The sequence below is a fragment of the Sulfurospirillum sp. HTRB-L1 genome (assembly GCF_059415125.1).
In genome coordinates this window covers 26987-40715 of sequence record NZ_JCAHZR010000005.1, presented here as the reverse complement: position 1 = coordinate 40715, position 13729 = coordinate 26987, and the positions used below count along the sequence as shown (strand labels likewise).

General features: G+C 44.5%; 16 protein-coding genes. 8 read left to right on the top strand and 8 right to left on the bottom strand.

Annotation, left to right across the window (positions count from 1 at the left end; translation table 11 throughout):
* Positions 1-8 precede the first annotated feature (8 nt).
* The 6 genes from nifN to nifH all read right to left on the bottom strand — a co-directional run bounded on the left by nifN (position 9) and on the right by nifH (position 7044).
* Positions 9-1268, bottom strand: coding sequence for a nitrogenase iron-molybdenum cofactor biosynthesis protein NifN (gene nifN / locus AC5SLM_RS09320; protein ID WP_495250682.1), 1260 nt, complete (start codon positions 1266-1268; stop codon positions 9-11).
* A complete protein-coding gene (nifE, locus tag AC5SLM_RS09315) occupies positions 1256-2602 on the bottom strand; it encodes a nitrogenase iron-molybdenum cofactor biosynthesis protein NifE (protein WP_495250681.1) in 1347 nt (448 codons plus the stop codon). Before nifE ends, nifN begins: the two co-directional genes overlap by 13 nt.
* Before the next feature lie 131 nt (positions 2603-2733).
* Positions 2734-4275: a nitrogenase molybdenum-iron protein subunit beta gene (gene nifK, locus AC5SLM_RS09310; protein WP_495250680.1), complete on the bottom strand. Its 1542-nt coding sequence runs from the start codon at positions 4273-4275 to the stop codon at positions 2734-2736.
* A gap of 11 nt (positions 4276-4286) precedes the next feature.
* The gene (gene nifD, locus AC5SLM_RS09305) at positions 4287-5747 is read right to left on the bottom strand and encodes a nitrogenase molybdenum-iron protein alpha chain (RefSeq protein ID WP_495250679.1); all 1461 of its coding nucleotides are present in this window, start codon (positions 5745-5747) and stop codon (positions 4287-4289) included.
* A gap of 13 nt (positions 5748-5760) precedes the next feature.
* Positions 5761-6123, bottom strand: a complete 363-nt coding sequence (locus AC5SLM_RS09300; RefSeq protein ID WP_495250678.1) for a hypothetical protein — start codon at positions 6121-6123, stop codon at positions 5761-5763.
* Positions 6124-6138: 15 nt separating this feature from the next.
* Positions 6139-7044, bottom strand: a complete 906-nt coding sequence (gene nifH / locus AC5SLM_RS09295; protein ID WP_205459985.1) for a nitrogenase iron protein — start codon at positions 7042-7044, stop codon at positions 6139-6141.
* Between the two features lie 241 nt (positions 7045-7285).
* Between nifH and AC5SLM_RS09290 the strand changes: the two genes are divergently transcribed.
* Positions 7286-7495, top strand: coding sequence for an addiction module protein (locus AC5SLM_RS09290; RefSeq protein WP_495250677.1), 210 nt, complete (start codon positions 7286-7288; stop codon positions 7493-7495).
* The gene (locus AC5SLM_RS09285; protein ID WP_495250676.1) at positions 7492-7785 is read left to right on the top strand and encodes a type II toxin-antitoxin system RelE/ParE family toxin; all 294 of its coding nucleotides are present in this window, start codon (positions 7492-7494) and stop codon (positions 7783-7785) included. The genes AC5SLM_RS09290 and AC5SLM_RS09285 overlap by 4 nt, the downstream gene beginning before the upstream one ends.
* A gap of 207 nt (positions 7786-7992) precedes the next feature.
* Here the strand turns inward: AC5SLM_RS09285 and AC5SLM_RS09280 are convergent, their stop codons facing one another.
* Positions 7993-9195: a hypothetical protein gene (locus AC5SLM_RS09280; RefSeq protein WP_495250675.1), complete on the bottom strand. Its 1203-nt coding sequence runs from the start codon at positions 9193-9195 to the stop codon at positions 7993-7995.
* 188 nt (positions 9196-9383) lie between these two features.
* Entirely contained in the window at positions 9384-9668 is a 285-nt protein-coding gene (locus AC5SLM_RS09275) for a helix-turn-helix domain-containing protein (RefSeq protein ID WP_495250674.1), read from the bottom strand.
* Between the two features lie 487 nt (positions 9669-10155).
* Between AC5SLM_RS09275 and AC5SLM_RS09270 the strand changes: the two genes are divergently transcribed.
* From AC5SLM_RS09270 to AC5SLM_RS09245, 6 genes are all read left to right on the top strand, one after another.
* On the top strand, positions 10156-10374 hold the full coding sequence (locus tag AC5SLM_RS09270) for a hypothetical protein (RefSeq protein ID WP_495250673.1): 219 nt from the start codon (positions 10156-10158) through the stop codon (positions 10372-10374).
* Positions 10375-10395: 21 nt separating this feature from the next.
* On the top strand, positions 10396-10815 hold the full coding sequence (locus tag AC5SLM_RS09265; RefSeq protein WP_495250672.1) for a DUF3010 family protein: 420 nt from the start codon (positions 10396-10398) through the stop codon (positions 10813-10815).
* Between the two features lie 143 nt (positions 10816-10958).
* Complete coding sequence (locus tag AC5SLM_RS09260; RefSeq protein ID WP_495250671.1) at positions 10959-12023, top strand: ATP-binding protein; 1065 nt, start codon at positions 10959-10961, stop codon at positions 12021-12023.
* Positions 12024-12385: 362 nt separating this feature from the next.
* Positions 12386-12784 (top strand): hypothetical protein, encoded by a 399-nt coding sequence (locus AC5SLM_RS09255; RefSeq protein WP_495250670.1) that lies wholly within the window; start codon positions 12386-12388, stop codon positions 12782-12784.
* Between the two features lie 253 nt (positions 12785-13037).
* Positions 13038-13286 carry a type II toxin-antitoxin system HicA family toxin gene (locus AC5SLM_RS09250; protein ID WP_495250669.1) on the top strand — a complete coding sequence of 83 codons (249 nt, stop codon included), beginning with the start codon at positions 13038-13040 and terminating at the stop codon, positions 13284-13286.
* Positions 13286-13630: a type II toxin-antitoxin system HicB family antitoxin gene (locus AC5SLM_RS09245; protein WP_495250668.1), complete on the top strand. Its 345-nt coding sequence runs from the start codon at positions 13286-13288 to the stop codon at positions 13628-13630. Before AC5SLM_RS09250 ends, AC5SLM_RS09245 begins: the two co-directional genes overlap by 1 nt.
* The last annotated feature ends 99 nt before the right edge of the window (positions 13631-13729 follow it).

The window sequence follows — 13729 nt, the reverse complement described above, 5'->3', positions numbered from 1 at the left end:
ATATTCTCCTAGTGGTCTTTTTCACACAGATTTGCAACACAAAACAGGCTTTGCGCACCGCCTTCGTAAAGCACGCTATTGCACAGCGGTGCCCCCACGGTTCCCCAACTGGGAAACCCTCGCACCACCAACGGTACACCAAAACGCTTGGCGATAGCCTTGGCGTGAAAATTACCTACCACCACATCAACACCTTCCATGCGGTGTTCCAAATCTTCAAAATCCCCCACCACGCCCCCAAGGCTTTCGAGGTTCGCACTGGGCGACGCCCCGATGACGCAGGCAAGTTTCGCACCCGCCTCTTGAAGCAAGGCTCCATAGCCTGCAATCTCATCGGGCTCGCCGATGAGTGCGACGTTTTTACCACCCAAAAGCTCATGGGTATCCAAAAGGGCATCTTGAAGCCGTGCGCGCCAGCGTTTGATAGCAGGTGTTGGGGTTTTGCCCGAGAGTGCCATGAGCGTAGCGATGAAGCTGTCCGTTGCCACAAGCCCACCCAGATGGTTTACATGTAAGGGTGTGATGGCGGGGTTTTTAGCGCGCAAGGCTTTGGCGCACCCTTCCATGGACGCGCCCACAGTGATGAGCGCTTCGCACGTTGCCAACTCTTTAATCTCATCCACCGTAGTACCGCCACTGCTCAGGGCGGTTTGTTTTTCACCCAAGTGTCCATCCAACGACAAAGAGATGTCAGGCAAGGCCACAACGTCTAACCCAAAAGAAGCAATGCACTCTTTGAGGCGTTCAAGCTCTAAAGCGCTCATGCCCACATGGGGTAACAGCGCAACCTTTCCTTTTTGGATGTGCGCAGTTGGCGTGGTGAGTTGGGAAATCATCGCGCTCACACTCAGCGCCCATCCGCTCTCAAGCGCCCCTTCATAATCAGGCGTGTTCACATACACCACAGGCAAGCTAAGCCCACTGGCGGCACCCTTGATGTCGTCTCCCTTGGTTTCAGTCAGACCCGTGGTAAAAAGCCCGATGAGGGTGGGGTTCACTTTTTTAGTGATGTTTTCCACTGCCTCAGTGATGCTTTTTGCTCCGCCGTCTAGTACTGCCGTGATGTCTGTCACCGCCGTGGTTTGGATGGCGATAGGGTCTTGAAAATGGCGGGTAAAAAAGACTTTGGTAAAAGACGCGCACCCTTGGGCTCCGTGCATCAAAGGCATACATCCGTCCACACCCAAAAACGCCAAGGTCGCCCCCATGGGTTGGGAAAGCCTCAAAGGGTTTACATGTAGAGGTTTTGTTTGCATTATTGCTCCCATGGCGCCCTCCTTCCTACCACGTCAAACACGGGGTTTTCCACGGCTTTGATGACATCATGGGCAAGGTTTACAAGGCCGTTGTACGCTCCATAAGAAACCTTTTTTTCTTGGTTCACGTCCACAAAAGCGACCCGCTGTTTGATGGCGGTGTAAAGGCTACGGCCTCCTGCGAGCAAGAGGTGTGCACCGCGTTCTTTGAGGAGTTTAGCTTGTTCAGCTCCAGGGTTTTCCATGAGCACCCCGTTTTCCCCAAGGTATTTTCTGGCTTTTTCTTTGTCTTCTTCGGTGGCTTTGCGCACACTGGTTCCCACTACTTCGATGCCCAAATCTTGCAGCGCCGAAGCGATAGACCACGACTTGTTGCCGCCTGTGTTTAAGACAGCTTTTTTGCCCATGAGTTTTGTTTTAAAAGGGAGCAACTTGGCTTCCAAAAGAGCTTCTTCTCTAGTCACAAGGACTTTAGTTCTCTCCATCAACGCCTCATCACCCAAGGCATGGGCGATTTGAAGCAAGGCATCGCTAGTGTCGCGTTTGCCGTAAAAGGAGACGGAAATGTAAGGAATCCCATACTCTTTTTCCATGCGTTCGCATAGGGCATTAAGAGACTTGGCGCAGACGATGACGTTGAGTTTTGCGCGGTGCGCGGTGCGAATGTTTGCCACGCGCCCATCACCACTAAGAGTTGAGAGCACGCGAATACCAAGCTCTTCCAACAACGCAGTGTACTGCCACATGTCGCCCGTGACGTTGTACTCGCCGATGAGGTTGATGTCATAAGGCGTGGAAATTTCAGGCTCTTTGGTGCCAATGAGATGCTTAAGCACGTCCATCGCCCCAAGGCGAGAACCGAGGTTTTTGCTCCCCACAAATCCGGGTGCATGCACAGGCACCACAGGAATGCCATGTGTTAGTGCGGCTGCTTTACATGTAGCGTTTACATCATCTCCCACCAAGGCCGAAACGCAGGTCGTGTAAACAAACACCGCTTCGGGTGTATAGTGTTCTACGATGTACGCGATAGCCTTGGCAAGGCGCGGTTCGCCCCCAAAGATGACGTCATTAAGCTCCATACCTGTGGTAAAACCCATCTGGGTAAAATCACGGCCGTTGAAGCTTGTTTTGGTTTCGCGGGTTTCCCACGAAGCACCCAAACACGTCAACGGGCCATGCACCAAATGGGCCGCGTCTGCATAGGGAAACAGAGCAATCTGCGCCCCCTCAAAAGCGCACCCGCCCGTGGTAGCTCCCGGCGTGGGACGGCTACAGGTAGGCTTTTTGGAAGCGACATGGGCGCATGTCTGGTCGATGCGGTCAGGTTTGTCTGCTAGCTTCATCGTCGCCTCCTTTGTTTACATGTAGTGTATCGCAAGATTGAATAGTTTTTATTCACCCTTATGAACAAAAATTAATCAATCAAAGAAAGAAAAGGGGTCAGTAACTGTACCAACCCCTCTCTCAAACGGTACTAACGAATCAAGTCAAAGAAAAAGTCTGTCTTAGCGATTTGCTTAGTCTCTTCGTCCATGACATCCAAGATTTTGTTGGTTGTCCATGTCAAAAGGTTCAGTGCCCCTTCGTAACCGCTGATGCTGTAGCGGTGCAAATGGTGGCGGTCAAAAATCGGGAAGCCGATGTGAATCAGTGGCGTACCCGTGTCGCGCATCAACTCTTTGCCGTAGCTGTTGCCGATCATGAAATCAACAGGCTCGGTGAAGAGGAGGCTTCGCATGTGCCACAAGTCTTTGCCTGCCCACACGTTGCACTTGTCCTTAGCAGGCGAAGTGTCAAGAAGCTCTCGCATCTCTTTCTCCCAACCATTGGGTGCGTTGTGGCAAAGGACATGGGTAGGTTCTGCGCCCATTTCGAGCAAGAAAGCCACGATTCCTAGCAAAAAGTCAGGGTCTCCCCAGATGGCAAACTTTTTGTCGTGGAAGTACGGGTAACTGTCTTGCATCGCGTCCACCAAGCGTCCCCGCTGGAGGCGCAAGGAAGCAGGCACTTCTTTACCACTCAGGCGGCTAAGCATCATGACAAATGCGTCTGTGCCTTTGAGGCCGATAGGGTTGGCAAACAAGGTTTCTTGTTTAAATTTGTTTTTGACAAATTTCATGGTCTTTTTGGTCGCATGTTTTTGCATAGAGATGGTTGCTTTGGCATTGCCAAGCTCTTTGCCTTCTGCTAGCGTCGTGCCACCTGAAAACATTTCGTACTTACCCGCAGGGATGTCCCACTGGTCGGAGTGGTCAGCGATGGTGACAAACTCCATATCAAAGGCGCCAACGATGGCTTTGACCTCGCGAATACTCCCAAGGTACGGCTCAAAACCAGGGATGATGTTGATGCGCTCTTCTTTTTCGGCTTTAATGTTGCCCTCAGTCAAGGTCGCAACGATGCTAGAAAGCATGTTGTCGTAACCCGTGATGTGCGAACCCACAAACGAAGGGGTATTAGCAAAAGGGATGGGCATGTCCGCCAAAAGCTCTGGCGATTCGGCTTTGGCACTTAAGACGAAAGCGTTAAGGTCATCCCCGATAACTTCCGCCATACATGTAGTGGAAACCGCAATCATTTCAGGCTTATACAGCGCCTTACAGTTTGCCAATCCCTCTTTCATGTTAGAAAGGCCGCCAAAGACCGCTGCGTCTTCTGTCATGGAGTCAGAAACACAGGGAGTTGGCTCTTTAAAGTGACGGGTAAAGTAGCTTCTAAAGTACGCCACACACCCGTGACTGCCATGCACGTAAGGCATGGTTTTCTCAAAGCCCAAAGAGGCCATGACCGCCCCTAGAGGTTGGCACGCTTTGGCAGGGTTGACCGTGATGGACGTACGCGCCAAGTTTTTTTCGCGGTAATCCCACGTTTTGGTCCACTCGCTAATCTCTTGCACCTTGGCGGAATCACACGCCCCGCACATGCCTTCAAATTCTTTTTTGGCCTCAAAGACCGCTTGGTATTCGGGCTTTAAAAACAGCTCTTTGCCGTTGACGATTTTTTCTACGCTTTGCATGGCTTATCCTTTTAGTTGTTATCCCAAGGGGCTTTGGAGTGACTCCAAACAGGCGAGTTAATCGCCAAATCCATATCCTTGGCAAAGATGGCAAACCCATCGTATCCGTGGTAAGGCCCACTGTAATCCCATGAGTGCATTTGTCGGTAAGGCAAGCCCATCTTTTGGAACACGTACTTTTCTTTAATCCCCGAAGCGACCAAGTCTGGTTGCATTTTTTTCACAAATGCTTCTAGCTCGTACTCGTTCACGTCATCGTAAATGATGGTCGAACGGGCAATCTCTTCGGTGGTGCGTTTGTAGTCATCATCATGGGCAAACTCATACCCTGTGCCGATAACTTCCATCCCTAAGTCCTCATAAGAGCCGATGACGTGGCGGGGGCGAAGGCCACCCACAAAGAGCATCACTTTTTTACCCTCTAAGCGCGGGCGGTATTTGGCAAGCACTTCTTCGTACATTTTTTTGTACTTGGCGATGACCTCTTCGGTTTTAGCCTGAATAGACTCGTCAAAGAAAGCGGCGATTTTACGCAAACTTTCATCGGTGCGGCTTGGGCCAAAGAAGTTGTACTCCATCCAAGGAATCCCGTACTCTTTCTCCATGTGACGGCTGATGTAGTTCATACTACGGTAGCAGTGCAACAAGTTGAGCTTGACCTTTGGGGTCATCGCCATCTCTTTAAAGGTTGCATCACCGCTCCACTGTGCCACCACGCGAAGGCCCATCTCTTCGAGTAAGATGCGTGAACTCCACGCGTCGCCCCCGATGTTGTAGTCTCCGATGATAGCTACATCATAAGGTGTGCTTACAAGGTCTTTGGCTTGCGCACTAAACTGAGGAAACACGTAATCGCGAATGGCGTCATTGGCGATGTGATGTCCCAAAGATTGGCTTACGCCGCGGAAACCTTCGCAGTTTACGGGGATGACTACCTTGCCTGTTTCTTTGGTTTTTTCCTTAGAAACCGCGCCGATGTCATCACCGATGAGGCCGATGGGGCACTCAGACTGGACGGAGATGCCGTTGTTGAGTGGGAAAAGCTCGTTGATTTCGTCTAAACTCTTGTTGAGCTTTTTGTCCCCGCCAAACACGATGTCTTTTTCTTGAAAATCCGTGCTAAAGTTCATGGTCGTAAAGGCATCGATCCCTGTGGTGCCGATGTAATAGTTTCGGCGTCCACCTCGGCTGTATTGGCCGCAACCAATAGGGCCATGGGAGATGTGAATCATGTCCTTAATGGGTCCCCAAACCACCCCGCGACTTCCAGCGTACGCACATCCACGTTGGCTCATGACGCCTGGAACGGTTTTTTTGTTGCTGCGTACCCCGCCACAGGTTTTGGAGGCATCATCCTCAGGAGTGCCTACACCTAGATGCTTTGAGCGGTTCTTTTTAGCCTTTTCTGGATACGCATCCAAGACTTCCGCAAGCGCGCGACGTTGTTGTTCTTCGAGTGTTTCTAGTCCCATTTTTTGCTCCTTTTTAGACAAGCTCTAGCTTGAACAAATCCATGCCATCAAACAGTTTACACATTGCTTGTGTTTCAGGGTCGGTGTCAAACTTTTTTGACAACGCGCTCATTTGGTAGCGGTTGGTGTAGATAAAATACTTCGAACCTTCCGTGATGTGCGGGTCTTGCATGGTGTAGTAGCTGATGAGCGACTTGCCAAGTACGGTGTCGGGCTTGTTGTACGTCACTTCTTCTTCAAACTGCTTTCCATAGGTAAGCTTGATGGCCTTAACGCCACTTACACCCTTGATGGACTCTTCCATTTTCTCAATCACCAAGTTGTCGTCTACTTTGTTTCCCATACTGGCAGGAAACTGAAATCCCATGATAAACATTGTGTGCTCCTCTACTTAAGCTACGGCGGATTTGCCGATGTTTTCTGCGTCAACCGCTTCCTCAAGACCAAATTCCATCAACAAGTCTTCCAAGTCGTCCATCTCAAGTGGAGTTGGAATCACTTTAAAGTCATTGGCGACGATTTTGCGGGCCAACTCTTTGTACTCTTTGGCTTGGTCGGACTCTGGGCTGTACTCAACCACGGTCATACGGCGAATTTCTGCGTTTTGAACGATGTTGTTACGTGGCACAAAGTGAATCATTTGCGTGCTAAGGCTCTCGGCCAAAGCGTTGGCAAGGTCATACTCACGGTCTGTCATACGGGCATTACAAATGAGACCTGCAAGGCGCACACCACCGGTGTTGGCGTATTTTAGAATCCCTTTGGAGATGTTGTTGGCGGCGAACATTGCCATCATCTCACCAGACATAACGATGTAAATCTCTTGGGCTTTTCCTTCACGAATAGGCATCGCAAAACCACCGCACACAACGTCACCAAGAACGTCGTAAGAGACGAAATCAAGACCATCTTCATCGTACGCACCCTCTTCTTCGAGGAAGTTAATGGCGGTGATTACCCCACGACCTGCACAACCAACTCCTGGCTCTGGACCGCCTGATTCGGCGCAGTTAATCCAACCGTTTGGCGTTGTTTTACCAAACATGCCAGCACCCTCTTGAAGCGCGTCTTCAAGCTCCAAGTCTTCCACAGAACCCAAATCTGCAGCAAGTTGCAAAATGGTGTTTTGCTTTTTCTCGTGCAAAATCAGACGGGTGGAGTCCGCTTTAGGGTCACAGCCCACAATCATGATGTTCTTGCCAAAATAATGCGCCATAGCCGCGAGCGTGTTTTGAGACGTCGTGGATTTTCCGATACCACCTTTACCGTAAAAGGCGATTTGTCGTAACTCTGCCATTGGTTGCTCCTTGGGTTGATATGTTTCGCCTTACAAGGTTGCAAGGCGCATTCCAAGAAAAAACAGCTAGATTTGGGGGTTTTGTAAGCTTTACATGTAAGGGTTGCGACAATGTATGACAAAATTGTCGTAGGGGCGTGGGTGTTTACATGTAAATGTATTGGGCGTAGTGTTGTTTTGTAAACTCCTGTGTGGGTTTTGATATAATCCTTTGAGACAAATAAGCAAAGGAGATTCAATCATGCCAACACTAGCCACCAAAGAAGTGCTTTCTTTGAAACCCTTGGAAAAAATACAACTTATTGATGAGCTTCTATTGAGCTTAGATATGCCAAACAAAGAACTTGATGAGATTTGGGCAGAAGAAGCAGAAAATAGAATTGAGGCCTATGAAGCTGGAAAAACACAAGCCCAAGATGTGTACAAGGTTCTCTCTAAGTACAACAAATGAAGCTTCGCATTCTTGATGAAGCTTCGGAAGAACTCGACGATGCATTCAATTATTATCAATACGAACAAGAAGGTCTTGGCTATAGATTCATAAGCAATTTTGCAGATACCTTAGAGCTAATCAAGTTTTATCCTAATGGTTGGCACCCACTTTCTAAAAAAACGAGAAGATGTTTGATTAAAAGTTTTCCATACGGAGTGATATACCAAACAAGGGAAGAAGAGATTATAATCATAGCTATAGCAAACCTGCATCAAAAGCCAAATTATTGGGCAAAGCGAATAAAATAGACAAAAACAAGTTTCCGTATTTTTCTAGAAAATAGAAAAAGGTGTCAGGTATTTACTTTTTAGCAAAATAAAAGTGGGCTAGCTTAGAACCTAAATAAACTCGACCTTGAGCTTATGGCCTGTTGCTTCGGCGTATGCAACCAGGGTTGAGATGCCAGGGGAGGATTTGTACCGAAAACGGGAAATTAAAAGTTCAAAGGGGTCCGTTCAAAAAATCTCATAGTTACTGAAAACCTCCAAAGCTCTTTGAGCAATCGGGAGACTCTCTTTGACGGGGCTTATGACCGTCTCATCAAAACTATTTTGTTCTTTGTACCGCTCTTCAAGTTCTTCGTATTTGCCCTTGACGATGTCTTGATTGGTGAGTATAAAGTCAAAAAACTTGATTTGTTCTTGTATGGAAGCAATCATGTCACTCTTGCTTTTAGACAATGCTAATGTTGCTATTTCTCTATCAAATCCATACTCTCTTAAATCAAGAACCGTCCCGTTATATTTGGTTGGATTTTGATCAGGAAGTGGGTCTTTTAGCGTATTTTGTCGCTCCTCTTGGGCACGTCTTTCAACTTCATCATAATACTCATGGAAAAATTTCCTTGAGCGGCTAAACTGTTCTTCATACATTTCGGTATTATCAATGTAAGTATTTTGCACTTGTCCTGCCTTTGCAGATGCAACATCCAAGCTCTCGCCAGCTTCTAAGCCCTCATAAACCGCGGCATTGTAAGCCCTCGCTCTTTGCGACGAGTTTGCGAGGTTGCTAAAGTATTTATCTTGCGTGTTATTTGGGTACTGTCTCATGATGGAGGCTATGAATGCTTCTCGCTCTTCATCTCTAACATACGGCACACCACCGTTATACTGGTTCGGTCCTTCTGTTCTTATGGATTCAGCCATCTTTTCATCTTGCAGAACTCTTGCTTTAGCCTGCGCCTCAGGAGAAGCATCCTCAAGTGGCACAGCATATCTTTCCAAAACTTCGTCTATCGTAAGATAATCAGGATACCTCTCTCGTATCAGCTTTGTTTGCAAATCCTCTATCTCTTGGGAAAACTTTTCAGGCATGGGCGTATAGACATCTTTATATTTCTCTTCCATCTGCGCCATTTTTCCCACAGCTTGCGTTTGCGAACGCTCTTGTATTGCCGTAGCAAGTGGGCTCTCTTCTGTTTCGCTCGTAGTCTGTGCTGTTTGTTGCTTAATTTGCATCTCTTGTTCTGTCGTTAAACGCCCTTTAGCTTCAGCTTGAACTTCGGTAGTTACTTTGGTAGTTTCTTTTTTCTCTTGTGGTGCACTGGTTTGTTGTGTTTGCATGAGTGCTGTACTCTTATAAGCCGAAGTGGCTTTAATCGTTGTTGTTTTATCTATCGCTTGCGTGTACCCAGCTTGAGTGTATGCACTGACATTCATTGTATCGCCTTTGTATCATTGCTAAAATTAAGCAAAAAATATTCCAAAAAAAGAGGACAAATGGGGACGAGGCTACTTTAAATATTCAAAAGCACGACTTTCCAATCGGCACATCTTTACATGTAAGAATCGAGAAACAGAGTCAGGTATTCATTCTTTACCAAAATAAAAGTGGGTTGCCTTAGAACCTAAATAAACTCAACCTTGAGCTTATGACCTGTTGCTTCGGCGTATGCAACTAGGGTTGAGATGCTAGGGGAGGATTTATACTCAAAGCTTTCTAGCCTTGAGATGTTGCTTCTTTTGGTGTTCATTTTACGGGCAATCTCTTCTTGGGTCATGTTTGCGGCTTTGCGCATTTTTATGAGCTTTAGCTTAAGTTCGTATTCTAGCTCAAGCTCATCAAAGGCTTTTTTTACTTCAGGTTTTAGGAGGGCTTTGTTTTTAAATTCCTCAAAAGTCGGTCGTGTCATTTTAAATCCTTTTGCCGCTTTAGTGCAGGGTTTCGCTATCTACTTATTCACTATAAAAGGTGATAATCCACCGATTTTTTATCTTTTGATGTTATCATATTTGATACTTTTCGTCAAGCCAACAAAGGGTGCATTTAGTAGTAAACTTGCTCTTGTCACGAGTCACATCAAGTAATTTTTTCTTCACCACAATCTCCCAAAAATTAAACGACACAATGACCATTTAATACTTTTTCTAACCAATTAAACGACAACATGTTCAAATAACGCCAAAAACATTTTTAAATGGTCATTGAAATTTGAGAAATTTTAATAGATTTACCAAAAAACTAGCCAAAATATTGCATTGTGAAATATTTCTGAAAAATAAACGAACATTTTTTATGTTCATTTATTTGAGTATATTGGGCTATTTTATATATAATGCTTGTTGAATAAATAGTTAGGTTTCACAAAACATAAACACCACCGAAAGGAAATATATAATATGGCAGCAGTTAGAAATATAGTGCGAGACTTTAGGGTTGAAGAGGCAAAGACAGAAAGGAAATGCCATGCAAGTTCATTACATACCATCCATCCTGGAGAAAAGCACTTTGCCTATGATGATCCTGGCAGAATAAATATTTGTGCAAAATGTGCTGAAGGCGTCCTCAATGTGGCGGCAGATCACATTGAAAAAATCAAAAAAGAATTGGCTAAATAAATTTATGAGAAAGAAGAAAATATGACAACCGTATGTGGTGTTGAATTAAAGGGACACGAAGCATTTTTTACCATCGTTGAAAAAAATGATGATGGTGTTCTTGTGGTTAAATCTACAGATACGAAAAAAATAGCATTAAATGATAGTGAAAGCAGACAAAGCATTAAAGAGTTTAAACAACAAATTAACAGTTTTATTGCTGAAAATAATGTGGAAGAAGTTTGTATAAAAAAGCGCAATAAAAAAGGAGAATTTTCGGGAGGTGCGGACACATTTATAATGGAGGCAATGATACAAGATTCTGATGCTAAAAATGTAAAATTAGTCTCTCCGCAGGCGGTTTCCGCGTATCAAAAGAAGAACAATATAGTCGCACCAGACGAATTGAATAAGTATCAACATAATGCCTATCTAACAGCCTTGGCTGGCGCAAATAAATAAACCTAACAAATCGCGGCAGCATGCAGGCTTCGCCTGCTGGACGCGAAAACCTATCGGTTTTCGCGCCCCTGCGCCCAGACGTTAGTCTTACAAAGCAAGGAGCTTAATTAAAATGAACAAACCAACAATTACGGCAATTGAGAATGCATTTTTACCTTCATAAAGAAATTACAGATGCGGAAAGGTTTTCTGGCAGAGAGTCTGCTATCTCCGATGCTTATTATTCTTTAATAGCAGAAGGTTCAAATATTGCAATTGTTGGCAATAGAGGAATAGGAAAAACCTCCTTAGCTAGACAAATAGCCAATATTGGTTCAGGTGATAGTTCAATCTTAAAAAAGCTGGAAATTCCTCATGATGGTGAATTGGATTTTTTAACAGTTTATATGGCTTGCGGGAATCAAATTCGTACAACAGACGAACTTTTAGAAAGGCTTCTAACATCTACACGTTGTTTAGCTGAATGGATATACGATATCCCCAAAGCAAAAAAAGTAGTGGAGCAATACTCTGCAAAATTAAGTGCTAAACTATTTGGAATAGGCCTGGAAGCAGGAGCAAATCAAGCAGCAGAAGCAGCCGTGGCTCCTGTTATTTCTGAACATTCTATCGATGTTGTATTTACAAATGTTGTTGATGCCATTGCTAAAGAAGGTGTCGCTAAAAATGGTATTCTCTTTATCATTGATGAATTTGATCAAATATCGAATCCATCAGGATTTGCCTCCTTTCTAAAAGCTCTTGCGACAAATTCACCAAGTGTAAAATTTTGTATTGTAGGGGTCGCAAAAGACATTCATATGCTAATGAAAGAGCATGAATCAAGTGATCGTTTATTTGCTGGAAGCATAATACCTATGGAACCGATGAAGGGAGATGAGCTAAACGGCATTATTGACAACGCTGAAAAATTCATAAATCACTACATTAATTTTGACAAATCTTCAAGAGACAAGATTATTCAGTTAGCCAATGGTCATCCATACATGGTTCACTTAATTGGTAAATTCGCTTTAAGAACTGCATATAAAAATGATCAAAGAGAAATAATTTTACAAAATATAGACGATACCTTGGTAGGAATGGCTGAACGTAAAGCTGATCCGGTATTAGAGGGTAAATATCGAAAAGCCGTTGCATCATCAGTACAGAGAGAAGTTGTATTAAAAGCGATGGCTAAAGTTCAAGATGGCCATAGCGAGATATGAACTACCGAGGCCTATAAAGTTGCTTTGGATGGGGATGTGGATAATGCAAGTCAATATGTAGGTCAATTGGTAACTGATGAGTATGGTGCAGAAATTGAAAAAATCAGAGAACGTTATTATCGTTTCAAAGATTCATTGTTTCATGCATATGTTTTAGCAAGACCTAGCATGTATGCATCAAGAGACTAACAAATCAGTGAAGTGCTGAACGAGCTCTTGTCATCCTTCGCCTTCGGCGTTCGGATAACAAGTCGCAGGAGCGAACACTCTTTCCCTCTCTTTCAAAAGGAACGAAAGCCAAGGCTTTCTTCTCCCTTTCTCAGAGTGTCGCTCAGCACGGGCGTTAGATTCTAGGAACACCATTGGAATTTGAAGTAATTGCCGAACATCTGCAGAATCTATTAGATGAGAATCCAAGACAAGCAATAGCAGAAGCTGAGAAACTCGATGAGTCTACTAATTTTAGACTTCTAAAGGCCGCTATTTTTGTTGATGCTGGCGCAGCAGTAAAGGAAAAAGATATCGTCTCCCATTGTGTTGAAATTTATCAATCTGCGCTCAAAGAACATCCCAAAAGTTCAGAACTTCAATATAACTTAGCTAATGGTTTTCATGCTTTGGCTTCATTAACACCATATGATGGATTTACTTGGTATCAAGAAACTCACGACAATATAAAAAAGCCAAAAGCCTTTTTTATGCTTCTGCCAATGCCCGCAATGCCACGTCAAAAATTCGATCTCAAGCCTTTACAAATTTAGGAAATTTACTTTGGTCATCATATCGTTGGGTGGAAGCATATGATTACTATATTCTGGCATTAAACGATAAGAAATAGGGTCAGATATTTACCCCTTACTCAAAAATCCACAAAAACAGGACTTTCTAAAATCTCCCTTGACACATCGTTACATGTAAAGATTTTCTGCATTGCCTTCATCAAAACCTTTACATGTAAAACAAAATAATTCCCCTTTTTCTTGTTTTTGTAACTAAATTACGGTATCATTTCACATGAGTAAAAAAGATAAACTTTTAACAAAATTTCTAAAAATACCGCCAAGCAAAGACTTAACATTTGATGAGCTGGCAACGCTTTTGACAAACTTGGGGTATGAAAAGTTAGAGGGAAGCGGTTCGGCTGTAAAGTTTTACAATAGAGAAAAAGATAGCCTCATCAACCTACACAAACCACACCCAAGCACTGTGTTAAAGGTCTATCTTGTCAAGCAAATCCAAGCCAAGCTAAAGGAGATACTATAATGGCAAACACTATCGAATATAAAGGTTATATTGGTTCCATCGAGTATTCTAGTGAAGATAAAGTATTTTTTGGAAAAATCGAACTCATCGACGACCTTGTGACATTTGAAGCAGATAGTGCTAGCGAGCTTGAAGCAAACTTCCAAAACGCAGTAGATACATATCTGCAAACATGCGCCCAACTAGGCAGAAAACCTCAAAAAACCTACAAAGGCGTTTTCAATATACGCATCGACCCCAGGCTGCACCAAAAACTTCACCAAGAAGCCCTAAAAGCAGGGTTGTCGCTAAACGCTTTTGTGCAAAAAGTGTTAAGTTCCAAAGCGTCTCAAACGGCGCTCTAGTCGATTATTCCCTCAGTAAATCAATAGACCACTTCAAATAAGCAATCTGCCACACATTACCAAGGGTGAAAGCGCCAGAGGAGTCCATCATGCAATAAA